The organism is Stagnihabitans sp., from assembly GCF_964946895.1.
In genome coordinates, this window is record NZ_CBBQHX010000001.1 from 142,248 (window position 1) to 164,191 (window position 21,944).

Below are 21,944 nucleotides of genomic sequence, written 5' to 3' on the forward strand. Positions count from 1 at the left end.
TGACGGCCCCCCTTTCCCCGGCCAGCCGCAGGCTCAGGCGGTGGGCGTGATGCGGCGCAGCGCGTCGATGCGGGCGCGCGCCTCTCCCGAGTCGATGGAGGCGCGGGCGCGCGTCACGCCATCTTTCAGATCGGCCGCCTTGCCTGCGACCAGCAGCGCTGCGGCGGCGTTCAACAGGACCGCGTCCCGGTAGGCGCCGGTCTTGCCGTTCAACAGGGCGCGGAAGGCAGCGGCATTTTCGGATGGGGTGCCGCCAAGGATCGCTTCGAAGGCATGGACCGGCAGGCCCGCATCTTCCGGGTGCACGGTGAATTCGGTGATCTCGCCGCCTTTCAGGGCGGCCACCGCGGTGGGGCCGGCGATGGAAATCTCATCGGTCCCGTCGCTGCCATGGACGAGCCACGCCGCCTCGGAGCCGAGGGTTTTCAGGGTTTCGGCCATCGGCCGGATCAGGCGGGCGGTGAAGGCGCCAGTAAGTTGGCGCTTCACGCCGGCCGGATTGGTCAGCGGGCCAAGGATGTTGAAGATGGTCCGCGTGCCCAATTCGGCGCGCACTGGGCCGACATGGCGCATGGCGGGGTGGTGCATGGGCGCCATCATGAAGCCGATCCCGGCCTCGGCCAGGCAGCGTTCCACCACCTCGGGACCGACCATCACGTTCAGACCCATCTCGGTCAGCGCATCCGCCGCACCCGATTTGGACGACAGGTTGCGGTTGCCGTGCTTGGCCACGGGAACGCCAGCCCCCGCCACCACAAAGGCCGTGGCGGTCGAGATGTTGAGCGTGCCCTTGCCGTCGCCGCCGGTGCCCACGATGTCCATCGCGCCCGCCGGGGCCTGCACCGCATGGCATTTCGACCGCATCACGGCGGCGGCGGCGGCGAATTCATCCACTGTTTCGCCCCTCGTGCGCAGTGCCATCAGAAGGCCACCCATCTGGGCCGGGGTGGCTGCGCCTTCGAAAAGGGCGGTGAAGGCTGTCTCGGCCTCGGCCCGGGTCAGGGGGCGTTCGGCGGCCAGACCGATCAGCGGCTTCAAGGCGTCGCTCATGCCGTCACCTTGACCTTGGCAGAGGTCAGGAAATTCTGCAGCAGGGTGTGGCCATGTTCAGAGGCGATGCTTTCGGGGTGGAACTGCACGCCCTCGATCCGTTTTGTCTTGTGGCGCAGGCCCATGATGGTGCCGTCCTCCAGCCAGGCTGTCACCTCAAGGCAATCGGGCAGGGTGGCGCGTTCGACGACCAGTGAGTGATAGCGTGTGGCTAGGAAGGGCGAAGGCAGGCCCGTGAACATGCCTTTGCCTTCGTGGATCATGGCACCCATCTTGCCATGCACGATCTCATGGCAGCGCACGACACGGCCGCCGAAGGCCTGGCCAATCGTCTGGTGGCCAAGGCAGACGCCCAGCAAGGGTGTGCCGGTTTCCGCCGCCGCAAGGGTCAGCGGCAGGCAGATACCCGCCTGATCGGGATCGCAAGGGCCGGGCGACAGCACGATCGCTTCTGGCCGCAGCGCCATGGCCGCCTGCACATCCAGCGCGTCATTCCGCACGACTTTGACATCCGCCCCCAACTCGCCCAGATAATGCACGAGGTTGTAGGTGAAACTGTCGTAGTTATCGATCAGAAGCAGCATGTTGGTCACAACCGTTTGTTTTCGTTACGCTTCATGGCTTTGGATGCCTGTCTGTCCCCGCGAATGTACCCGCTTACTTCTTTGGTACCCGCGCCAGCCTGCCCAAATGACCGAAGTCTTCACAAAACTTATCGCTGAACGGCAGACCGGTGTAAACCATGGGGATGCAGCCCTGCGGCGTGATCTTGGCAATGGCCGCCATCACGCGCCTGATGGTTCGTATTGCACCGCGTCTTCGTGCATCCGAATGCGTGGGACAAGCCGGAACCGCCACGCCGGCCACGTCAAACGATGGGATGCGCGTGACCCTCAAGCCGGACGGCAACGCGGACGCGGGCGTGGAGTGGAGTGGATAATACCCGGGCGGTGCCGGGGGCATCCCGCCCACGGCGCGAAGCCGGGTCATCTGACGGCTGGGCGGGCCGGCAGGCATCGCGAGACCGACCTGAAACGGCCTGACCCTGCCGCCGAAGCCAGAGCTGCGCCCGCCTGGATCGGCAAGGCTGCCGTGGTCTGCGCGCGTCGAAAGGCCAGCAACCGGATCTTTCCGAACGAGATGGACCTCAGTCCTCGCCGTTGAGCTTTGTCCGGTCGAACTTGAACCGCAGCCGGTTGAGGCGCGATCCTTCGATGTGGCGTTGCATGGCTTCAACATCCGCCCCATGGGCGCGGCAGACATCCTGCCAATCCGCGGTGTCGATCCCCGCAACGCCATCGCGCAAAAGATCGGTCTTCACGAAGGGAAATCCCGATTTCAGCAGGCGCCGCCACGCGTGATGGGTTGGATTCAGCAACGCGATATCTTGCGGCGCGGTGCCGGATATCTTTGCCATGCCAAAGACGATGTGTTGGGACGGATCGGGCAAGTCCGGCCTAGGTGTTTGCCGCAGCGCTGCCGGTCTTGTCATGGGTCGAACGGGCTTTCCGCCTGAAGTTGAAAAGGCTCGTCCCGCCGCGGGGGGCATCACGTTTCTGGAACCCGGCGCACCCTGTGCCGGATCGGCCTGCGCGCCTTCTCTTTTCCTTGCCCGGTTCCGGTGCGAGATGATCTTGCGGTTTGCCGCCGGCGCGGCGCAGGATGGCTGCATGTTCTGTAGGAGTGCGCCCCCATGCCCCGTTTGTTGATCACGGCCTCAAGCGTCCTGTCTCTTGCCGCCTGCGTGGCAAGCCCGGGTCTGCAAGGCACGCCGGCGGCCGGTTCGGACAAGACCACGCTGTCCGCGACGCCCCTGCTGGCCACGCCAGCCCCCCATCATGGCCTGACCACGCTGACCTCGGGTGAGGAAGAGGATGGCAGCGGCACCGTCATCACCACCATGGCGATTGGCGAAGAGGATGGGCCGCCGCCCGCCGTCACCACTTTGGCCCATGGCGAGGAGGAGGATGGCAGTGGCACGATGATTTCGACCCTCGCCGTGGGCGAGGAGGACGGGGATCCGCCGCCGGTGCTGCCGAACCCGCCCGTCGTTCCGGACCCGCCTGCGCCGCAAAGCTTCCTTGGTGAACAGCTGCGCTCGCACCAGATCACATCGGTGGCCGAGATCATGACGCGCCTGCGCAGGTCTGAGGGGTAGGGATGGCTGGGCGCCTGCTGATTGTGGGGGGGCGATCTGATCCGTCCGTGACGGCCCTGCAGGCGGCGGCGCGCGCGCTTGACGTCCCGCTGCGGGAGCTGTGGACTGACCCTACGGAACGTCCGTCCCTGACCTTCGATCCCCTGACGGCGGTCTTGTGGCAAGATGCACGTCCGGTGGACGGGGTCGCTGCCGCCTTCCTGCGGGCCGATGTCTTCGGCACCGGAACGCCACAGGATCATCAGGCCGCAGCCGAGCTTCACACGGTGCTGCGCGGCTGGCTGGCCTGTCAGCCCTTGATCCGGCGGCTTAATCCCTGCGGTTTCGGCCGCTCGGCGTCGGTCAACAAGCTGAGCGCCCTTGCCGCGGCCCACCGCCATGGTCTGGCGATTCCGGTCACGATGGTGGGCAATGACCCGCGCGCCCTGCGGGCCTTTGGCGCGGCGACCCCGGCCATCCGCAAGCCGGTGGCCGGAGGCGACTATTGTCGCCCCCTGATCCCCGAGGCGCTGCAGGGGGCTGAAGTCCTGATCGCGCAAGAGCGACTGATCGGGCCTGAGATGCGGGTGTACCGTGTTGGCCGTCAGGTCTTCGGCTTCCAGGTCAGCTCCTCGGCGCTGGATTATCGGACCGATCCCGGGGCAATCGTCAGCCCGACGCCGGTGCCCGAGGAGCTGCGGGCCGGGCTGCTTGCAATGACCGACGAGATGGGATTGGATTTCTGCGCCTCTGACTTCAAGACCTGCCCGCGCCGCGGGGGCTGGGTCTATCTTGAAACCAATGCCGCCCCGATGTTTGCGGCCTTCGGTTCCGATCTGGCCGCGGCCATCGTGACTTACCTGATGGCCGGATGATGCCGCGTCCTGCAAAGGCGCTGCGGGTGGTCGATCGGTGGGCACGGATTGGAGATCCTGCGCCGCCCATGATCGGCGGCCCGCGAAATCCGAAGCAGGGCCATCGAGCACCAATCCCACCGGGGGCCGGTCTGCTTTGCGGCCTGCAAGAGGCCAAGTCCCACCGAACTGATGCCGCCGTGCTGATTGTGGCGTGTCGGGACGTCCAGATCCGTCAGGATTCACGGCCTTTTCGGTCCATCTGCCGCGCTGCCGGTGCAATGCCGTCGCGCGTCGGGCCGGAGGGTTTTTCAAATCCAGCAACCCATTCCAATCGGTGCCGCCCCTGAGACCCGCGCTGAAACGCAGCGGATCGGGGCGGTGTGGCTGGCTTTCCGAAATAGCCGCTGTCGTACCTTTGCCGAAGGTCGCGTCTTTGATCCGCGCCCAAGCGTTCGATCGCGAGTTCCGGCTTAGGGCCCTGCGGTGCGTCATTCTGCCAAGCCGCACGGTGCAGCTGTCCGCCACTCTCCACACGGGGCGCACGGTGCAACGACCTTTGTCGCAGCGCGAAGGCAGCGTCATGGTTAGGGCCTTGGCGCTCGATTGCTTCGGGGCCGGGGCTGGACCGGGGACGCTGGCAGGTCCAACTCTGCACCATGATCGCGCCCCGGGCGTCGGGGCAGAAGTCTTCATCCGCTGTCTTTATGGGCTGCCGTGGCGCGAAAAAAATGCGTGCAATGTCGGTGCCCGCTGGCCCCCCGGACCTGTGATCCCGGCCATTTGCCGGGCTTTCCCTGCCAGTTGAAGGGCAGCGCTTGATGCAAGGGCTTATAATCAAGGAGAATTTGTGAGATTGGCAGAAGCAGCCGGACACGCTTTCGTCAGGACTGCCCCTGTGGGTCCCGCGCAGCACAAGCGGGCCGGCTTTGCCATTGGGGGGTGAACCCCGGAAAAGAGACGGCTATACAGTCAGAGAATATCCGAAGGTGTCGAAGCGTCCTTGCAACGGCGGTCGGCACAATCGGGCGGGCCTTGGCCCTTTGGGACAGGTGAGGGAGCTATAGAGTGGCGCGGAGTTTTGCGAGCGGTCTGGTTTGGGGCCTCGTGGTATCGGCGGCAGGGCTGGCCCTGATCTCGCAGCTGGCGCCTTTGCCCAAAGGCGTGGTGGATCATCCTCAGACGACGTCGTCGGGCCCGGCTACAACCCAAAACGACGCTGGCGCGCAGGCCGGAGGCGTTGTGGAACAGGCTGCGCCAAGCGCGCCCGCGGCGGCTGCGCTGCCAACTGCGGCTGGGCAGGGCAATGCGGTACAAGCCCAAGCTTCCGGTCAGATGGCGGGCAGCGCAAGCGCCCCGACCGTGGCCGACGCAGCCCCGGTGGCGGGCAGCGGATCTGTCAAGATGCCCGATACCACGCCCGGAGCCTCGTCTGCGGCGATGCCTTCGACGCTGCAAGCCTCTGGCTCGGCCGCCCCGACGGCCCCCGGCACCGCAGGCGTAGCGGCTGATCCCGCTGTTGTCGCGGGGACGGATGCGGGCAAGACCGCCCTTGACGCACCAACGGCGGAACCTGCCGCGCCCGCTGCCACCGAACCTGCGACGACAGGACCTTCGACGCCGACCGACGCGGGGCAGGGTGGCACGGCGGCGGATGATCAGACGACGGCTGCACCTGTTGCCAAGCCCGCCGGGGACGCGGCGCAAAATGACATCCCGGCTGTGCCAGCCCCGGATGCGGCCACGCAACCGCAGACGGCCCCGGCCAGCAGTACGGCATCATCTGCCACTGTAGCACCCAGCGCCGATGCCGCCCAAGCGGACGCGGCGGGCGACACAGGCAGTGGCACGGTCGCCGCGAACAGCCCTGCGGCCCCGTCGGCTGTCACGGCCGGACAGGATCAGGCCACAACCCAGCCCGAAACACCGGAAGTGCCGACGTCCATGGCGCAGGTGCCTGCGCTGGCCCCGCCGCAACAGGCTCCGGCAACCTCTGAGGCGCCTCCCGCCTTGTCGTCGCTGGATGCAGCGCTGACGGCGCCGGCGCCGGATCAGGGCCCGGCGGTGGCCATGGCCCCGGCGCCGGACCCCTTGGGAAGCAAGGATGCGCTGCTGGTGCCCTCGCAAGGGGCTGGATTGGCCGAGCCGAGCCGACTGCCACAGATTGCCGCTGCCGAGGACCCGGGGTTGGCCCCGGCCCCCTTGCCGGTGGTGACGGCCCCGGATGGCGGCGACAGCGCGCCTGACGCAGCCAAGGCCGTGGCCCCGCGTGTCATCACGCCGGATGCGCCGCAGTTGCCCGGCATCAAGGCGCTGGACAGCACGCTGCCGACAGTCCTGAAGCCCTCGGTTCCCGGGGTGCAGACCAACACCTTGCCCCATATCGGCGATACGCCCAAGGGGGCGGAAGCTCCGGCCGCGCCGGTGGCCGATCAGCCGATCGTGAAATACGCCCGCAGCTTTGACAATGCAGCGGGCAAGCCGCTGTTCGTCATCCTGCTGCAAGATGTGGGTGGTGCGGGAATGAACCGGGCCGATCTGGCCAAGCTGCCCTTCCCGGTGACGTTCGTGATCGACCCCTTGGCAACCGATGCGAAAGAGGCTGCGAAGGCCTATCGCGATGCCGGGCAAGAGGTGCTGATGCTGGCCAACGGCCTGCCGGCTGGCGCAACCGCCAGTGACGTGGCGCAGTCCTTCCAGACCCTTCAGGATATCTTGCCCGAAGCGGTGGGCGTGATGGACGAAGACACGGCGGGGTTCCAGGACAACCGGGCGCTGGCGACTTTGGTGCTGCCGGTGATCGCCGATCAGGGGCGCGGGCTTGTGACCTATGACCGCGGTCTGAACGCCGCTGACCAGATCGCCCGCCGCGATGGATTGCCTGCCGCCGTGATCTACCGCCGTCTGGACGGCGCGGGCGAAAGCCAGCCGGTGATGCGCCGCTATCTGGACCGGGCGGCGTTCAAGGCGGCGCAGGAGGGCTCGGTTGTGGTGCTTGGCGACACGCGGGCCGATACCGTGGCGACGATCCTGCAATGGACGATCGAGGGCAAGGCCTCGGGCGTGGCGCTGGCGCCGGTGACGGCGGTGATGGCGCGCAAATAGGACAGCATGGGCGGCGCCGCGCCCTTGGCTGGCCCCGGAGAGCTGCGCGCCCTCCGGACCTTCCGCGGCGTATTTGGCAAGGAGCAAGGGGAAGCGGCGACAGGGGCCCCTTTTGCCGTGAGGCCTGTCAAAGGTTTGTTGATATTGGTGCAGGTCTGGGGCTTATGGACCTTATTGAACCCAGGCGGGCTTTGACATGATCTTCAAGGGTGTTCTTGCCATGCTGGCGCTTTCAGGTGCCGCCTCGGCCGATGTGCCAGACAGCGCCATTGCCGCCTGTGCTGCTCTGGCCGATCAAGGGCCGCGGCTGGAGTGCTTCGATGCGATCGCAGAAAGCCTGACCCGCCAGGACGCGGCCACCCTGTCCCCGACGCCGGCGTCGCCCGGCAAGTGGCAGGTTGATCACAGCAAGAACCCGTTGGACGATACCGAGACGGTGGTTGCAACGCTGGTGGCCGACAGTGGCGCCAGTGCCATGGGGTCTGCGGTCGTGCTGTTCGTGCGCTGCCAATCCGGACAAACCGAGGTTTATATCACCTGGAACGACTATCTGGCGTCGGATGGTGATTATGACAGTGGCTACAAGACCGTGGTCACGCGGATTGGTGCGCAGCCCGCCAGAACCGGCCGGTGGACCACCAGCACCGATCAAACTGCAACCTTTGCCCCGGATGCCCTGCCGCTTTTGCAGAAAATGGCAGACGCCAGCAGCTTCGTGGCGCAGGTGACGCCCTACAACGCCTCACCGATCACGGCCGTGTTTGATCTTTCCGGCATTCGCGACGCACTCCAGCCGGTCAGCGAGGTCTGTCGTTGGAGGCTAGATCCCCCGGCGTCGCCACAGGCCAGTGTGGTTCCTGCACCGCCCCCCTCAGCTGTTCCCGCGCCGCGCAAACGTCCCCGCGTCCTCGGCAGCACGCCTTAGGGCTTTGGATTTGTTGACGGTTTCCTGATACTCGGCTTCAGGATCGCTGTCATAGACGACACCGCCGCCGGCCTGTATGTAAAGCGCGTCGTCTTTCAGGACCGCAGTCCTCAGGGCAATGCAGAAGTCCATCTCGCCGTTGGCAGCGAAATAGCCGATGCCGCCGCCGTAGACGCCGCGCTTTTCGGGTTCCAGTTCGTCAATGATCTCCATCGCGCGGACCTTGGGCGCGCCGGACACGGTACCGGCGGGCATGCCGGCCAACAGGGCTGACAGGGCGTCTTGGCCATCCGCGATCTGGCCCACCACGTTGGAGACGATGTGCATGACGTGGCTGTAGCGTTCGACGATGAACTTCTCGGTCGGGCGCACGGTGCCGACCTTGGCCACGCGGCCCACGTCGTTGCGGCCAAGGTCCAGAAGCATCAGGTGCTCGGCCAGTTCCTTTTGATCCGCCAGAAGGTCGGCTTCGAGGAAACGGTCTTCTTCCGGCGTGGCCCCGCGTTTGCGGGTGCCGGCGATCGGGCGGATGGTGATTTCGCCCTCGCGCAGGCGCACGAGGATTTCGGGGCTCGCGCCCACGACCTGAAAGCCGCCGAAGTTGAAGAAGAACATGAAGGGCGAGGGGTTGGTGCGCCGCAAGCTGCGGTAGAAGGCGAAAGGCGGCAGCTCGAAGCGTTGCTTCCAGCGCTGGCTGGGGACGACCTGAAAAATGTCACCGGCGCGGATATAGTCCTTGGCCTTTTCCACCGCGGCCTTGTATGCGTCATGGGTGAAGTTCGATACAGCCTCGCCCACGGGTGCGGCTTCGCCCAGATCGCGTTGGGCGGACGGGGCACGGTCAAGGTCGCGCAGGGCATCCATCACCCGTTCCGCCGCCTGGGCATAGGCGGCACGGGCGGACAGGCCTGACGCGGCGAAGGCGGGGGCGACCACGGTCACCTCTCCCTTCACCCCGTCCAGCACGGCCACGACCGAGGGGCGCAACAATACGGCATCGGGCAGACCCAAAGGATCGGGGTTCACATCGGGCAGATGTTCGACCAGACGGATCATGTCATAGCCGAGATAGCCGAACAGTCCCGAAGCGATCGGCGGCAGGCCCTCGGGCAGATCAATCCGGCTTTCAGCGATCAGCTTGCGCAGCGAGTCCAAAGGCGGCAGCGCTTCGTCCACGAAAGCAGCGGCGTCAAAACGGGCCTCGCGGTTGATGCGGGCCTTGGCGCCGTGGCATTGCCAGATCAGGTCGGGCTTCATGCCGACCACGGAATAGCGGCCACGCACCTCGCCACCCGTCACCGATTCCAGCATGAAAGTGTCGGTCCGCGCCTCGGCCAGCTTCATCATCAGGGATACGGGCGTATCCAGATCCGCTGCCAGCCTTGCATAGACCAACTGGTTGCGCCCCTGACCCCAGGCCGCCTCGAACGTTGCGAAGTCAGGGTGCAGCTTCATGGGTCAGTTCATCCGGGACTGCACGGCGGTGATTGCCGCCTGATCAATGTTCAGCCCACCTTGCGCTGTCATCGCGGTCGAGAAGAGGTCGTAGGTGTCTTGCGCGATGGACTGGGCGGCTTGGGTCGACAGTTGGTCGATCGCCGCCTTGGCCTTGTCACTGGTGAAATCGGCCGGAGTGATGCTGTCCAGACGGATCACGGCCACCAGACCCTTGGTGTCGATCTTGACGACGTCACCGGCTTTCAGGGTGAAGGCGGTGGTCACCGCGTCTGCGGGGATGCCGTCCAGCTTGGCGGCGCGGGTGGTCGAGGCGATATTGTCCGTGATGCCCAGCGTCTCCAGCTTGGCGCCGCCTTTGACGGCGGCAAGATCGGCATCGGCCAGCGCAGTCAGGGCCGTGGCCAGGGCGTCGGCGTGGAAGGCCGTGGCCACCTTGTCGTGCGCCTTCTCGAAGGGCACCGGGGTCGGCGGCACGGTCTCGGTCACCTGCACCACCATCAGACCGCCGTCCGACAGGCCGATGGCTTGGGCGAAGTCGCCGGGCTGGATGGCGTCGATGGCCTTGGCGAAGGCCGGGTCTTGCGTGACCGGGTCATTGTCATCTGCGCCTTTGGCGTAATCTGTCGTGCCGGCGGTCATCTTCTGATCCTTGGCGACGTCTGCGATGGTCGCGCCACCGGCCAGCAGATCATTGATCGTTTCGTTCTTGGTGGCGATGGCGGCCACGGCGGCCTTCAGCTGCAGATCGGCCTGCAGCTTGTCATGCGCTTGCGCCAGCGTGGTGTTCTGTGCGGGCAGGATCGCATTCATCCGGTACAGCGCCGGGCCAAGGTCCGACGGCAGCGGGCCCACGACGCCGGGCGCGGTCAGCGCGAAGACGTCCTTGCCGGCAGCGCCAAGCTGTTCGATCCCGACGTCGCCCATGTCGATGTCGGTCAGCTCCAATCCACGAGCCTTGACCAGATCCTCGAACGAGGTGCCGGCGTCAAACTTGGCCTTGGCGGCCTTGGCTTCCGCGTCCGACGGGAAGACCAGACGTTCGACCAGACGTTTTTCTGGGATGTTGTAGGTCGCCGCTGCGGCGTCATAGGCCGCCTTGATATCGGCTTCGGACACTTTCTGGTCCTTGGCAATGTCTGCGGGCTGCACAAGGGCGTAAGAAACGCGCTTGGCCTCAGGCCGGGTGAAGTCAGCGATATGCGCGGTGTAGAAGGTCTTGAGCTGGTCATCCGTCGGCGCCGGCAGCTTTTGCGGCAGGCTCGCCTCGGTCAGTTGCAGAAGGGTAAAGCCGCGCGCTTCGCCTTGATAGGCAAAGACCGAATTGGTCAGGGGCTGCGGTGTCAGGATGCCGCCGACGATGGCAGCCTGCAGCACTTGCCGGGCCAGATCGCCCCGCATGCCGGTTTCAAACTCTTTCACCGTGATGCCGTTCTGGTCCAGCAACTGCGCATATTGAGCGCGGTCGAACTTGCCGGTGACGTCCAGGAAAGCCTTGTTGGCGGCAATCTTCTGGGCCACCTGCACATCGCCTGCCGACAGGCCGATCCGCATCGCTTCATTGTCCAGCGCGGCGTTGGAGACGAGGCCCGACAGCACCTGCTGATCCAGCCCGAACATCTGCGCCTCCTTCAGGCTCAGTTGCTGGCCGAACTGCTTGGAGAACTGGTTGATCTGGGTCTTCAGCGCGCGCGCATATTCGTTGGTGGTGATCGTGGCCTTGCCCACTGTCGCCACACTGTCGACTTGGTGGCCGAAGTTGGTGACACCATAGCCGCCAAGGCCGATCACGATCATCCCCAGCATCACGAAGGCCAGAATGCTGGTTCCCGCGCGGGAGCCCTTGCGGGCGACGATCTCGTCACTGTCGTGCGGCTTGGGAGTCTTGGCCATGTCCGGCGTCCTTTGCAAAGTCGCAGAGGTTTAAGCTGAAAGGGCGGCGATGGGCAAGGGCAGGCCGGGCCGCACCGATTTTTCTGCGAAAAATCCCGCGTGATGGAGGGGGGTGGGGTCGGATCAAACCCCTCGCTCAGGGGTGAAAGGCCGCCAATCGGCGGAACAGTTCGGCAATCCCGGCCCGGTCGATATTGGCAAAGGCGATGCGGATCTGGCGCTGACCCTCGGGCGAGCCGTCGGGTTGGAACATCGACCCCGGCAGCATCAGCACAGCAGCCTCGGTGACCGCGGCCTTGCAGACCTGTTCCGAGGTCAGCGCGAAGGGATGTTCGACATAGGCGAAATAGGCCCCACACCCCAGCAGTTTCCAGCCCGGCAGGGCATGGAACCCGTCCACCATGGCCTTGCGGCGGGCCAGAATTTCATCCCTTTCGCCAGACACCCATTGAGACAGGTTGCGCATGCCCCAAAGTGCCCCGATCTGGCCCAATTGGCTGGGGCAGATGGCGACGGTGTCGAGGAACTTTTCGACCTCGGCCAGGCGGCCTGTCGAGGCCACGATGGCGCCAACCCGGTGACCCGTCAGCCGGTAGGCCTTGGAGAACGAATAGAGCTGGATGAAGGTATCGTCCCACCCCGGATCGCAGAACAGATCATGCGGCCGCCCGGTGCGGCCGTCAAAATCGCGGTAAGTCTCATCGACGATCAGTGCTATCCCCTTGGCGCGGGCCAGTTCGCGGAAGGCCGCCAGCGTTTCGGCCGGATATTCCACCCCGCCGGGGTTGTTGGGCGAGACAAGGACGATGGCCTTGGTCTTCTCGGTGATCAGCGCCGCAGCCTGTGCGGCATCCGGGATCAGGCTGTGGTCTGTGCGCAGCGCGACAGCCGAAAGGCCCTGCATGTCGAGCCACATCTTGTGATTGAAATACCACGGCGTCGGCAGGATCACCTCGTCGCCGGCCCCGGCGAGCGTGGCCAGAACCGCACAGAATGCCTGATTGCAGCCTTGGGTGATGGCCACTTGGTCGGGTTCGATGCTGCCGGCGTAGGCAAGGCTCCACTGGCTGGCAATTTCGGCGCGCAAGGCGGGCAGGCCAAGAACGGGACCGTAAAGATGGGCGTTCGGATCATAGAGCGAGGCGTCGGCGATGGCCTGCCGCAGGCCCTCTGGTGGCAGGTCAACCGGGGCGGCCTGACTGACGTTGATCAGCGGACGGTCCGTGGGAAAGGTCAACCCGGCAATCCAGCGCCGCGCCTCCATCACGGGCGGCGGATCGGTGGCTGCCATGGCGGGATTGAGCGGCTTGAGGTGGGTCATGGCTGGCATCCTTTGTTTGACCCAGTTGAACCGCGTGGGATCGCAAAGCGCAAGGGGCGAGAAAGCAGCGGGCAAACGACCCTGCGAGAGGGGCCGATGGCCGACCCGACCCGACGCAACCCCTAACCCTTCAGGAACCTGCGCCGCGATTCTTCGGCAATCGCCTGCCGCATCTCGACCCCGGCCAGATCCGCCATCACGGCCCTGCGCGCGGTCTCGTCCGTCAAGGTGGCCAGTTGCGCCCGCAAGGCAAGGGCTTGCTTCTTCAGCGTGATCTCTTCCGGCAGAACCCCCGCCTCGGCCATGATGCGAAACCCCACCGCATCGCCCGCTGAAATATAGGCATCGCCCGGACGGTCCGGCAAAGGCTTGCCCTCGCCCTCCAAGCCCTGCAACTGGCCCTTCAGCCGGGCCTTGGCAATCTGCTGTTCGGCAAGTCTTGAAAGCCAGGACATGACGCACCTCCCTGCCGATCATATGGGCAAGCTTCATGCCGAAAGAAAGGGGGGCCTTCTGCCCCCCTCGCGCGGTCCGCGCTCACCCCCCGAGAGTATTTCGCAAGGAGCAAATGAAGGGGGCTTCTTGCCGTTGCTCTTTGCCCAAATACTCCCCGCGGAGCGTCGCCCGAGCCGGTTGGCCGCAGGCCAGAGGCGAGTGGAACGAAGCGCGCGGAACGCGCTCCTTTGGATCAGGGTTGGGCCGGGGCCTGACCTCAGCCGATCTCGGCGAGACGGGCGAGGGCGGCTTTCAGTTTGGCGGCCTCGTCCTCGCGGGCTTCGAGGTTGGACTTGGCCTCTTCCACCACGTCCTCGGGCGCCGAGGTCGCGAAGGCGGGGTTGTTCAGCCGCCCTTTCAGGCCGCCGATTTCCTTGGCCAGCTTGTCCATTGTTTTCTGCAACCGGGCTTTTTCTTCGGCGATGTCGATCAGGCCGGCGAGCGGGATCGCGAAGGCGGCACCTTCCAGCGCCAGTGTGATCGAGCCTTTCGGAGCGGGGCCCTCTGCGAAACCCTCGATGCGTGCCAAGCGGCGGATCAGGCTTTCGTTGCGGCTCCAGGCCGCGCGGGCCTCGTCCGACAAGGTGATGGCGACGAGATCGATTTTCAACCCGACCGGCACATGGACCTGCGCCCGGGCCGAGCGGATTTCGTCGATCAGGGCGGTCACAAAACCCATCTCGCGGTCGGCCTCGGCATTGACCAGGTCGAGGCCGTAGCTTGGCCAGTCGGTGTGGACCAGCAGTTTGGCGCGCGTCCCGGTGGTGGACCAGAGTTCCTCTGTGATGAAGGGCATGATCGGGTGCAGAAGGATCATCGACTGATCCAGCACCCAGGCCATCGTGGCGCGGGTCTCGGCGGCGGCTTCGCCGTCAAACAGCGGCTTGGCGAATTCGACGTACCAATCGCACACCTTGCCCCAGACGAATTTGTACAGCGCGTCGGCGGCGGTGTCGAAACGGTAGGTTTTCAGCGCCTCGTTGACCTCGGCCAGCGCTTTGGCGGTTTCGCCGATGATCCAGACGTTGGCGGTGGCGGTGGCCTTCGGCGGGGTCGCGTTGGTGGCGTAACCCTCCCAGACCCCGTTCATCTCGGCAAAGCGGCAGGCGTTCCACAGCTTGGTGCCGAAGTTGCGGTAGCCGGCGATGCGCTGGGTGTCCATCTTCAGCGTGCCACCCAGCGAGGCCATCGCCGCATTGGCAAAGCGGAGGGCGTCTGCGCCGAACTCGTTTATGATGTCGAGGGGGTCGATGACGTTGCCCAGCGACTTGGACATCTTCTTGCCCTTGGCATCGCGCACGAGGCCATGCAGGTAGACGGTCTTGAACGGCACCTGATCCACCACGGCAAGCTGCATCATCATCATCCGGGCGACCCAGAAGAAGATGATATCCGCCCCGGTGATCAGGGTGGAGGTCGGGAAATAGCGCGCCAGTTCGGGCGTCTTGTCCGGCCAGCCGAGCGTGCCGATCGGCCAGAGGCCGGAGGAGAACCAGGTGTCCAGCACGTCTGGATCACGCCAGAGCGAGACGGCAGGTTCGGAATGGGCGAAGCTTTCCAGCTGATCCTCCAGCGCCGCCGACAGGTCGGTGCGCTCATGGATCGAGGCCGCACCGTAGACGGCGCGGGCTTGCTCCGCCGCTTCGGCGAAGCTGGCCGCACAGAAGGCGCGCTCGCCGCCGCGGGAATAGTCCAGACGGCCATCCGCTTCGACCGAGGGGCCATACCACACCGGGATCTGATGCCCCCACCAGAGCTGGCGCGAGATGCACCACGGCTCGATATTCTCCAGCCAGTGGAAATAGATCCGCTCTCCGGATTGCGGCATGATCACGGTGTCGCCGTTCCTCACGGCATCCAGCGCGGGGCCGACGATCTTGGCGGTGTCGACGAACCACTGGTCGGTCAGCATCGGCTCGATCACAACCTTCGAACGGTCGCCGAACGGCTGCATGATGGGTTTGGCTTCCACCACCGGCTCAAGGTGCAGGGCTTCGGAGTTGGTTTCCTCGTCGACGGTCCGCACCAGCACGGTCACGGCCAGACCTGCCGCGTTGATGTCGGCCACCACCAGTTTGCGCGCCTCGAACCGGTCGAGGCCGCGGTATTTTTCGGGCACGAGGTTCAGGCTATCGACTTCGGTTTCATTGGTGGGCGAGCCTGCGGCGATTTCGCGGGCGCGGGCGACGGCTGTCTCATAGGGCGCTCCATCGGCGCGCATCCGGCCTTGGGTGTCCATCAGGCGGTACATCGGCAGGTTGCCGCGCTTGGCGACCTGATAGTCGTTGAAATCATGCGCGCCGGTGATCTTCACGGCACCCGAGCCGAAGGTCGGGTCGGGGTATTCGTCTGTGATGATCGGGATAAGGCGGTCACACAGCGGCAGATGCACCATCTTGCCGACGATGGGGGCATAGCGGGCGTCCGAGGGGTGGACGGCCACCGCGCCGTCACCCAGCATCGTTTCCGGCCGCGTGGTGGCGATGGAGATGTAGTTGCGCTTCTCGCGCAGGGTTACGTTCCCTTCGGCGTCTTTCTCGATGTATTCATAGGTCTCACCCCCGGCGAGGGTGTATTTGAAGTGCCACATATGGCCCTTCACCTCGATATTCTCGACCTCTAGGTCAGAGATGGCGGTCTCGAAATGGGGGTCCCAGTTGACCAGACGCTTGCCGCGATAGATCAGGCCCTTGTTGTACATGTCGACAAAGACTTTGACCACCGCATCGGGGAAATTGCCCGACATGGTGAAGGCCTCGCGGTCCCAGTCACAGGACGCACCCAGCCGTTTCAGCTGGTTGATGATGGTGCCGCCGGACTGTTCTTTCCACTCCCAAACCTTGGAAAGAAACGCCTCGCGCCCCATCTCGCGCCTTGTGGCGTTGGACTTGTCCTTGGCGAGTTCGCGTTCCACCACCATCTGCGTGGCGATCCCTGCATGGTCGGTGCCGACCTGCCACAGCGTGTCATGCCCCTGCATCCGGTGCCAGCGGATCAGGATATCCTGCAGCGTGTTGTTGAAGGCATGGCCCATATGCAGCGAGCCCGTCACGTTCGGCGGCGGGATCATGATGGAAAACGCTTCCGCCCCGGGTACGGAGTTCGCCCCCGCCTTGCCGACCTTGCGGTCGATCCACAGCTTGGAGATGCGGGCCTCGGCCTCGGCAGCGTTGAAGGTCTTTTCCATGGGCATGACGGCAATCCTGAAGTAGTTTGCAGGTCTATTAGCGAAGTACCGGGGGTTGGAAAAGGCTTATGGAATGGAAAGCCTTGCATTACCTGCGATGGCGCGATGCTTTCCGCGCCCTGCGCAAGGGCGGTGTATTATGCCTTGCGCTGTCATTCGGCAGTCTGAACATGCATCGGTGATGCTCTGCCCGACCTTTCCAAGGTCTGGCACCTTTCGCGGAATGGTATGGAAACCAACGGCATCGTGCTGGGCCACTACACAAACGGAACCTCCGGCAAGGGCAATCGCTTCTGGGTCGATTGCCAGTTCGGGGCACAGGACTATACAGGCTCGGCACCCGTCTCGGAAAGCGAATGGGTCGCTTACCAGCCCGGTCGGCCCATTGCCGTCTGGTATCTGCCCGACGATTCAGACATCCACGCCCTCAGCCCACGCGGCGCGCTGTGGCACAACCTCATCTTCTGCCTCCTCGGCATTTTCATCCTCTCGATTGGAGTTTGGGGAACTTTCGCCGTCATGGCCCTGACGATCCGTCACGCATTTCTGCGCGAAACCGAAGAACCAAGGTCTGCCAAGGTCACAAGGCAGTCCGGAGGCGGTAGCTATCCTTGGACAGCCCTTTGGCGTGACGAGACGGGCCAGACCGGCACCATCATCCGGATGTGGCGCGTGAACCTGCCCGAGACATATTCCACCATCACGATCTACGCCGACCCGTCGGGCAAGCTCCCCTCGGTCTGGGAGGGCGATTGCGGGGCGCGCTAGGGGGTTGGTGGCGTCCGGCGGCTGCGCTAGGCTAAGGCTCGCGCCTGTCTTCTGATCAACCCTTGGGGCGCTGGAGACGGGTGCGGCATGGCTTCGACCAAGCGTGGTGTTCTATCCCTGACCCTTGCCACACCGGGCTGGGTCTTTGCGCTCTTCGTCCTCATCGGCCTTGGCATCGCCATTCCGGCCGAGGTGATGTTCGAACGCGCCTGGCGCTTGCAGATGGGCGGCGCCGAGGTTCAGGGGCAGGTGACGCGGCTGTGGACCTCGGCCCGGTCCTGCGGCAAAGACAACCTCGACACCTGCACCGATTACAACGTGGCCTTCAGCTTCGATTCGGGTGCCTTTCGGCAGACGCAGCTTGCGGTGACGCAGGGGTTTTATGCGGGCCTGACGGAAGGTGGGCCGATCCCGGTGCGCTATGTCAAGGACGACCCCACGATCATCGAGGTGGAATATGGCTGGACCTTCTTCGAGGGCGCCATCTTCCTCAGCTTCGCGCTGACCTTTCTGATCGGCGGTGGTCTGGGCTTGCGCTGGCGATTGCGGCTGGCGCGGCGGATGGTGGCCCTGCGTGAGACGGGGGTGATGCGGCAGGCCGACGTCACGGCGCTGGAGCGGACGAACTACCGCGTCACGGGCAATCAGCTTTACCGCCTGCTCTGGCGGGATGAGGCGGGTGTGACCGGTCAAAGCCGGGCGCGACCGCTGGCGAAGTTGCCCGCCGTTGGCAGCAAGGTTACGATCTACGCCGATCCCGAGGGCAATCTTTCCCCGGTGTGGGAGGGCGACGCGGGCCCCCGCTAGGCCCGGTCAGGCCGGTCCGACAACGGCCAGCATGGCGCCCTCGGCGTCCATGATCTGCACGGTGAAGGCGCCGCCCGGCACCGCGTCGGGGCCATGCAGCACGCGGCCACCGGCTTTGATCACGGCCTCTACCGCGGATTTGGCCGAGGGGACGCCGAAATACGGCTTCCAGGACGGCGGCGCGCCGGGGGCGGCGAAGGTGCCGCCAAGATCCACGCCGTTGCGCCCGAAGATGTGGTAGGTCATGCCCGGCCCCATCTCCATGCTGCGCGACAGGGTCCACCCGAACAGCTTGCCGTAGAAGTCAAGCGCCGCAATCGGGTCAGCCGTCACGATTTCCTGCCATGCGCCATAGCCCGGCTTGGCCGGATCATAGGCGCTGGCGCCGCTGCCATCCGCCATCGGCAGGGGCTGCAGAACGGCAAAGGCTGCGCCTTGCGGGTCGATCAGGATGGCGAAGCGCCCTGTGTTGGGAATGTCCGACGGCGGCACAATCACCTGCGCCCCCAAAGCCTTGGCGGCATCCACTGTGGCATCGGCACTGTCCACCGCAAAATAGATCGACCACGCCACGGGCTGCTCACCCTCGGCCACCATGACACCGGCCACGCCGCTGCCATCGCTCACCCCGACGCGGGCGATCTGATAGACCATCCCCGGCGTGCCGCTGTCCTTCAGCGTCCAGTTCAGCACGGCGCCGTAAAACGCCTGCGCCTTGGCGACATCCTTGGTGGCCAGTTCATACCAGCAGGGCAATCCGTGAAACGACATGTCATCCTCCCCAAACGCTCCGTATTTACGAACAATGCGGGAACATCCGAGTCGCTTCAAGGCATTTGATTTGATATCAACATAAATTGGAAGCGCCCGGCATCACACCGCGCGGTCGATCCGAGTTGACAGATGGATCAGGCTTTCGGAGGACTTCACCCCGGTCATCGCGCCGATCTGATCCAGCACACCATCCAGAACGGCGGTGTTGGGGGCCGCCACCTGCAAAAGCAGATCGAACCGGCCCGAGGTGGTGAAGACCCGCTCCACCTCTGCAATGGCCTTCAACCGTGACAGGATCGCCGCCTGCCCGCGCGGCTCGATCGACAGCAGAACCGAGGCCCGCAAACGCCCCTGCCGCGCCTCTTCGCCCAGCTTCAACGTGTAGCCTGCGATGATGCCGCCGGTCTCCAGCCGCTCCAGCCGGGCCTGGATGGTCGAGCGGGCCACCTTCAATTTCCGGGCCAAAGTGGCCACTGACGTCCGCGCATCGGCGCTGAGCACGCCAATAATGCTCCGATCCAGTTCATCCATACAACTTGCCTTCCTTTTTCGTCATTATGCCGACCATTTCCGGCAATTATATAGTTTTGTTCGGTGAAGTTGTCACCCATATGCAGCATCCTACGTTGCAGGAAAAGGGCGGCTCATACGCACCTGGCCTGGTTGGAAAAACCGAGCTGGTGCCCAAGGCCGCCTGTCCATTTTATGGCAACGGGGAGGGTTCAGCATCTTGTTGGCAGAAAGGATTACGCCGATGGGACTGTCCAAAACGATCTGGACCAATCCGACCGAATACCTCCGCAACCAGCAGCCGGAAAACCCGGTGCTGTTCTTTGCGCCGCAGGTCGTGCAAACCACCGCACGCCGTTTTCTTGATGGTTTTACGGGTCTTGTGACCTATGCCGTGAAGTCGAACCCCACGGAAGAAGTGGTCGAAAACCTGATGGCCGCCGGGGTCAAGGGCTTTGACTGCGCGTCGCCGTTCGAGATCGACCTGATCCGCCGTCTGGATCCGGATGCGGCCATTCATTACCACAACCCGGTACGCAGCCGGGCCGAAATCGCCCATGCGGTGGCCCGCCATGTCAAGTCCTGGTCGGTCGACAGCCGCACCGAACTGGCCAAGCTGATCGAGATGGTGCCGCACGACGATTGCGAGATCTCTGTGCGCTTCAAGCTGCCGGTGTCGGGGGCTGCCTACAACTTCGGTGCGAAGTTTGGTGCGACGGCCGAACTGGCGGCCGAGCTGCTGAAAACCGTGGCCGATGCGGGGTTTGTCCCCTCGATCACTTTCCACCCCGGCACGCAATGCACCGACCCGGAAGCTTGGGCGTCCTATATCCGTGAAGCGGCGGTGATCGCGCGCAAGGCTGGCGTCAAGATCGCCCGGCTGAACGTGGGCGGTGGTTTCCCCAACAACCGCGTCGGTGGCGTGACCGTTGATCTGGAAGCGATTTTCGCCACCATCGACCGCGTGACCACAGATTCCTTCGGGGATGACCGGCCCGCACTGGTGTGTGAACCGGGCCGGGGCCTGTGCGGTGACGCCTATGCCGTCGCTGCCAAGGTCAAGGCCGTGCGCGATGACAGCCACGTCTTCCTGAACGACGGCATCTACGGTTCGATGTTCGAATTCAGCCAGATCGGCATCATCAACCGGATCGACGTTCTGGACCCGCGCGGCCACCGCCGGATGGGCACCGTGCAAGGCCGTGTCGTCTTCGGCCCGACCTGCGATTCGGTCGACCGTCTGCCGGGCGAAGTGCCGCTGGCCTCGGACACCGCCGAGGGGGATTACGTCATCATCCAGGGCATGGGCGCCTATTCCACCGTCACCAACAGCCGCTTCAACGGCTTTGGCGAACTGGCCTGCGTCACGGTCCTGTCGCTGAAGCTGTGATCCGGCAAAACGCATGAAAACCCCCGGCAGGCTTGGTCCTGCCGGGGGTTTTTCGTTTGATCGCGTGATAGGGTTTGGCACGCACGGCAGCCTCAAAGCCGCTTGGCCAGAACCTCATCTAGGTCCGCCACCAGTTTGGCCAGGAAAGTACGCTCGGGCCGCAGTCGCAGCGCTGCGGCGGCAAAGCGGCGGGCGGATTCCGGCGCCGACTCTTTCAGCGCAATCGCCGCACTGCGCATGTCATCGAAGGTGAAGGCGTTCTGGTAGCCATCCCCGGTGCCCAGAACGGCGAGCACGGTGCGCAGGGCCGAGTTCGCCCCGGCCTCGGTCCAGGCCTCGGTTGCCACTTCGGGGAAATCGTCGAAGTCGTCGGGAAACAGGTCAGGGAACTCGGTCAACTGGCGTCGCGCGTTCAGAGCACGGTTGCTGGCGCGGTACGGCTCCAGAAAGGCGCGGGCGGCTTGCGCACTGGGCATCATCTTGCCGCCGGTGTTCGGCAAGGCCCGGATCAGGGCACGGGTGATCAGATCCTGCCCCAGAACCTCGTTGGCCAGATGGCCGACCTTGGCCTTTTGCATCTGAAGCTGGACGTTGCGGTCCGCCAACCGCTGCATGCCATCCTCTGGAAGATCCAGCACCGACAGGATATCCGAGACGATGTCGCCATTCTTCAGATGGGCGCGGTCATACATCCGCACTGTGACATTCTCGGCCCCTAACGCGTTTTCCCATAGGGTCAGCCGCTTGTCATAGTCCAGATACAGGCGCTGATGCGGCAAGGCTTGCGGCAGCGCCGTCAGCGCATGGCCCCAAAGCTGACCCTCGGGCATCCGCTCCGCCCGGGCCCCCTCTTGATGGTGCGAGATGGCGTGACGGTCCTGACGGCGGATGTAGGCCAAGATCCGAACCTCGTCGAACTGCTCCTTGAGTGCGTTGGCCAGCGCCTTCACCGTGGGTTGACGAAAGAAGAAACTGAAGTTCTCAGACGATCCGAAGACCGTGTCGCCCGGCACGCTGGCCAGATGCGCGGCGAATTTCCTGGGGTGCAGCACCGTGTAGCCATCCGGCAAGAACGCGGTCTTGTCGTGGTAAGTCACGAAGGCATGCAGGTGCGACTGCCCCTCGGAATGGGCAAAGCCCAGACCATGGCTGGCCAGAAGGTCCTTGTTGAACAGGAAGGCGTTTTGCACCGTGGTGGTGCCGGTCTTGTGTGACCCGATGTGGAGCCAAAGTCTTCGTGCCACCCTCAATGCGCCTCCGGTCTGTGGGCCTG

General features: G+C 64.7%; 19 protein-coding genes. 7 read left to right on the forward strand and 12 right to left on the reverse strand.

The window, feature by feature from the left end:
- Positions 1 to 33: 33 nt before the first annotated feature.
- From trpD to AC1Y2B_RS00785, 4 genes are all read right to left on the reverse strand, one after another.
- Positions 34 to 1,050 carry an anthranilate phosphoribosyltransferase gene (trpD, locus tag AC1Y2B_RS00770; RefSeq protein ID WP_482251126.1) on the reverse strand — a complete coding sequence of 339 codons (1,017 nt, stop codon included), beginning with the start codon at positions 1,048 to 1,050 and terminating at the stop codon, positions 34 to 36.
- Positions 1,047 to 1,634, reverse strand: coding sequence for an anthranilate synthase component II (locus tag AC1Y2B_RS00775; protein WP_482251127.1), 588 nt, complete (start codon positions 1,632 to 1,634; stop codon positions 1,047 to 1,049). The genes trpD and AC1Y2B_RS00775 overlap by 4 nt, the downstream gene beginning before the upstream one ends.
- 73 nt (positions 1,635 to 1,707) lie before the next feature.
- Complete coding sequence (locus tag AC1Y2B_RS00780; protein WP_482251128.1) at positions 1,708 to 1,836, reverse strand: hypothetical protein; 129 nt, start codon at positions 1,834 to 1,836, stop codon at positions 1,708 to 1,710.
- 361 nt (positions 1,837 to 2,197) lie between these two features.
- A complete protein-coding gene (locus AC1Y2B_RS00785) occupies positions 2,198 to 2,428 on the reverse strand; it encodes a hypothetical protein (RefSeq protein WP_482251129.1) in 231 nt (76 codons plus the stop codon).
- A 315-nt stretch (positions 2,429 to 2,743) separates the two neighbouring features.
- Here AC1Y2B_RS00785 and AC1Y2B_RS00790 point away from each other — a divergent pair, with 315 nt between their 5' ends.
- The 4 genes from AC1Y2B_RS00790 (at position 2,744) to AC1Y2B_RS00805 (ending at position 8,071) form a co-directional block, all read left to right on the forward strand.
- A complete protein-coding gene (locus tag AC1Y2B_RS00790) occupies positions 2,744 to 3,208 on the forward strand; it encodes a hypothetical protein (RefSeq protein WP_482251130.1) in 465 nt (154 codons plus the stop codon).
- Positions 3,209 to 3,210: 2 nt separating this feature from the next.
- Entirely contained in the window at positions 3,211 to 4,062 is an 852-nt protein-coding gene (locus AC1Y2B_RS00795; protein WP_482251131.1) for an ATP-grasp domain-containing protein, read from the forward strand.
- A gap of 1,047 nt (positions 4,063 to 5,109) precedes the next feature.
- Positions 5,110 to 7,146, forward strand: a complete 2,037-nt coding sequence (locus AC1Y2B_RS00800) for a divergent polysaccharide deacetylase family protein (RefSeq protein ID WP_482251132.1) — start codon at positions 5,110 to 5,112, stop codon at positions 7,144 to 7,146.
- 196 nt (positions 7,147 to 7,342) lie between these two features.
- Complete coding sequence (locus AC1Y2B_RS00805) at positions 7,343 to 8,071, forward strand: type VI secretion system-associated protein TagO (protein ID WP_482251133.1); 729 nt, start codon at positions 7,343 to 7,345, stop codon at positions 8,069 to 8,071.
- On the opposite strand, the gene trpE is transcribed toward AC1Y2B_RS00805, so the two are convergent.
- The 5 genes from trpE to AC1Y2B_RS00830 all read right to left on the reverse strand — a co-directional run bounded on the left by trpE (position 8,018) and on the right by AC1Y2B_RS00830 (position 16,428).
- Positions 8,018 to 9,526 (reverse strand): anthranilate synthase component I, encoded by a 1,509-nt coding sequence (gene trpE / locus AC1Y2B_RS00810; RefSeq protein WP_482251134.1) that lies wholly within the window; start codon positions 9,524 to 9,526, stop codon positions 8,018 to 8,020. The two genes, AC1Y2B_RS00805 and trpE, sit on opposite strands and share 54 nt — an antisense overlap.
- Before the next feature lie 3 nt (positions 9,527 to 9,529).
- Complete coding sequence (locus tag AC1Y2B_RS00815; RefSeq protein WP_482251135.1) at positions 9,530 to 11,419, reverse strand: peptidylprolyl isomerase; 1,890 nt, start codon at positions 11,417 to 11,419, stop codon at positions 9,530 to 9,532.
- A gap of 136 nt (positions 11,420 to 11,555) precedes the next feature.
- On the reverse strand, positions 11,556 to 12,740 hold the full coding sequence (locus tag AC1Y2B_RS00820; RefSeq protein ID WP_482251136.1) for an aminotransferase: 1,185 nt from the start codon (positions 12,738 to 12,740) through the stop codon (positions 11,556 to 11,558).
- A gap of 122 nt (positions 12,741 to 12,862) precedes the next feature.
- Entirely contained in the window at positions 12,863 to 13,195 is a 333-nt protein-coding gene (locus AC1Y2B_RS00825) for a DnaJ family domain-containing protein (protein WP_482251137.1), read from the reverse strand.
- Between the two features lie 257 nt (positions 13,196 to 13,452).
- Positions 13,453 to 16,428 carry a valine--tRNA ligase gene (locus tag AC1Y2B_RS00830; protein WP_482251138.1) on the reverse strand — a complete coding sequence of 992 codons (2,976 nt, stop codon included), beginning with the start codon at positions 16,426 to 16,428 and terminating at the stop codon, positions 13,453 to 13,455.
- Between the two features lie 222 nt (positions 16,429 to 16,650).
- Here AC1Y2B_RS00830 and AC1Y2B_RS00835 point away from each other — a divergent pair, with 222 nt between their 5' ends.
- Positions 16,651 to 17,190, forward strand: a complete 540-nt coding sequence (locus AC1Y2B_RS00835; RefSeq protein ID WP_482251139.1) for a DUF3592 domain-containing protein — start codon at positions 16,651 to 16,653, stop codon at positions 17,188 to 17,190.
- Positions 17,191 to 17,277: 87 nt separating this feature from the next.
- Complete coding sequence (locus tag AC1Y2B_RS00840) at positions 17,278 to 17,997, forward strand: DUF3592 domain-containing protein (RefSeq protein WP_482251140.1); 720 nt, start codon at positions 17,278 to 17,280, stop codon at positions 17,995 to 17,997.
- Between the two features lie 6 nt (positions 17,998 to 18,003).
- Here the strand turns inward: AC1Y2B_RS00840 and AC1Y2B_RS00845 are convergent, their stop codons facing one another.
- Positions 18,004 to 18,768 carry a VOC family protein gene (locus AC1Y2B_RS00845; RefSeq protein ID WP_482251141.1) on the reverse strand — a complete coding sequence of 255 codons (765 nt, stop codon included), beginning with the start codon at positions 18,766 to 18,768 and terminating at the stop codon, positions 18,004 to 18,006.
- Between the two features lie 102 nt (positions 18,769 to 18,870).
- Entirely contained in the window at positions 18,871 to 19,302 is a 432-nt protein-coding gene (locus tag AC1Y2B_RS00850; RefSeq protein WP_482251142.1) for an Lrp/AsnC family transcriptional regulator, read from the reverse strand.
- 223 nt (positions 19,303 to 19,525) lie between these two features.
- On the opposite strand from AC1Y2B_RS00850, the gene AC1Y2B_RS00855 reads away from it, so the two are divergent.
- Positions 19,526 to 20,671 carry a type III PLP-dependent enzyme gene (locus tag AC1Y2B_RS00855; protein ID WP_482251143.1) on the forward strand — a complete coding sequence of 382 codons (1,146 nt, stop codon included), beginning with the start codon at positions 19,526 to 19,528 and terminating at the stop codon, positions 20,669 to 20,671.
- 92 nt (positions 20,672 to 20,763) lie between these two features.
- Here the strand turns inward: AC1Y2B_RS00855 and AC1Y2B_RS00860 are convergent, their stop codons facing one another.
- Positions 20,764 to 21,915: a hypothetical protein gene (locus AC1Y2B_RS00860; RefSeq protein WP_482251144.1), complete on the reverse strand. Its 1,152-nt coding sequence runs from the start codon at positions 21,913 to 21,915 to the stop codon at positions 20,764 to 20,766.
- Between the last annotated feature and the right edge of the window lie 29 nt (positions 21,916 to 21,944).

Bases quoted from the DNA above. Each gene is read 5' to 3' on its own strand.
- AC1Y2B_RS00795 (WP_482251131.1), top strand. From the start codon at position 3,211: ATGGCTGGGCGCCTGCTGATTGTGGGGGGGCGATCTGATCCGTCCGTG.
- AC1Y2B_RS00805 (WP_482251133.1), top strand. From the start codon at position 7,343: ATGATCTTCAAGGGTGTTCTTGCCATGCTGGCGCTTTCAGGTGCCGCC.
- AC1Y2B_RS00815 (WP_482251135.1), bottom strand. From the start codon at position 11,419: ATGGCCAAGACTCCCAAGCCGCACGACAGTGACGAGATCGTCGCCCGC.
- trpE (WP_482251134.1), bottom strand. From the start codon at position 9,526: ATGAAGCTGCACCCTGACTTCGCAACGTTCGAGGCGGCCTGGGGTCAG.
- AC1Y2B_RS00820 (WP_482251136.1), bottom strand. From the start codon at position 12,740: ATGACCCACCTCAAGCCGCTCAATCCCGCCATGGCAGCCACCGATCCG.
- trpD (WP_482251126.1), bottom strand. From the start codon at position 1,050: ATGAGCGACGCCTTGAAGCCGCTGATCGGTCTGGCCGCCGAACGCCCC.
- AC1Y2B_RS00790 (WP_482251130.1), top strand. From the start codon at position 2,744: ATGCCCCGTTTGTTGATCACGGCCTCAAGCGTCCTGTCTCTTGCCGCC.
- AC1Y2B_RS00830 (WP_482251138.1), bottom strand. From the start codon at position 16,428: ATGCCCATGGAAAAGACCTTCAACGCTGCCGAGGCCGAGGCCCGCATC.
- AC1Y2B_RS00825 (WP_482251137.1), bottom strand. From the start codon at position 13,195: ATGTCCTGGCTTTCAAGACTTGCCGAACAGCAGATTGCCAAGGCCCGG.
- AC1Y2B_RS00835 (WP_482251139.1), top strand. From the start codon at position 16,651: ATGGAAACCAACGGCATCGTGCTGGGCCACTACACAAACGGAACCTCC.
- AC1Y2B_RS00850 (WP_482251142.1), bottom strand. From the start codon at position 19,302: ATGGATGAACTGGATCGGAGCATTATTGGCGTGCTCAGCGCCGATGCG.
- AC1Y2B_RS00775 (WP_482251127.1), bottom strand. From the start codon at position 1,634: ATGCTGCTTCTGATCGATAACTACGACAGTTTCACCTACAACCTCGTG.
- AC1Y2B_RS00845 (WP_482251141.1), bottom strand. From the start codon at position 18,768: ATGTCGTTTCACGGATTGCCCTGCTGGTATGAACTGGCCACCAAGGAT.
- AC1Y2B_RS00855 (WP_482251143.1), top strand. From the start codon at position 19,526: ATGGGACTGTCCAAAACGATCTGGACCAATCCGACCGAATACCTCCGC.
- AC1Y2B_RS00840 (WP_482251140.1), top strand. From the start codon at position 17,278: ATGGCTTCGACCAAGCGTGGTGTTCTATCCCTGACCCTTGCCACACCG.
- AC1Y2B_RS00780 (WP_482251128.1), bottom strand. From the start codon at position 1,836: ATGGCGGCCATTGCCAAGATCACGCCGCAGGGCTGCATCCCCATGGTT.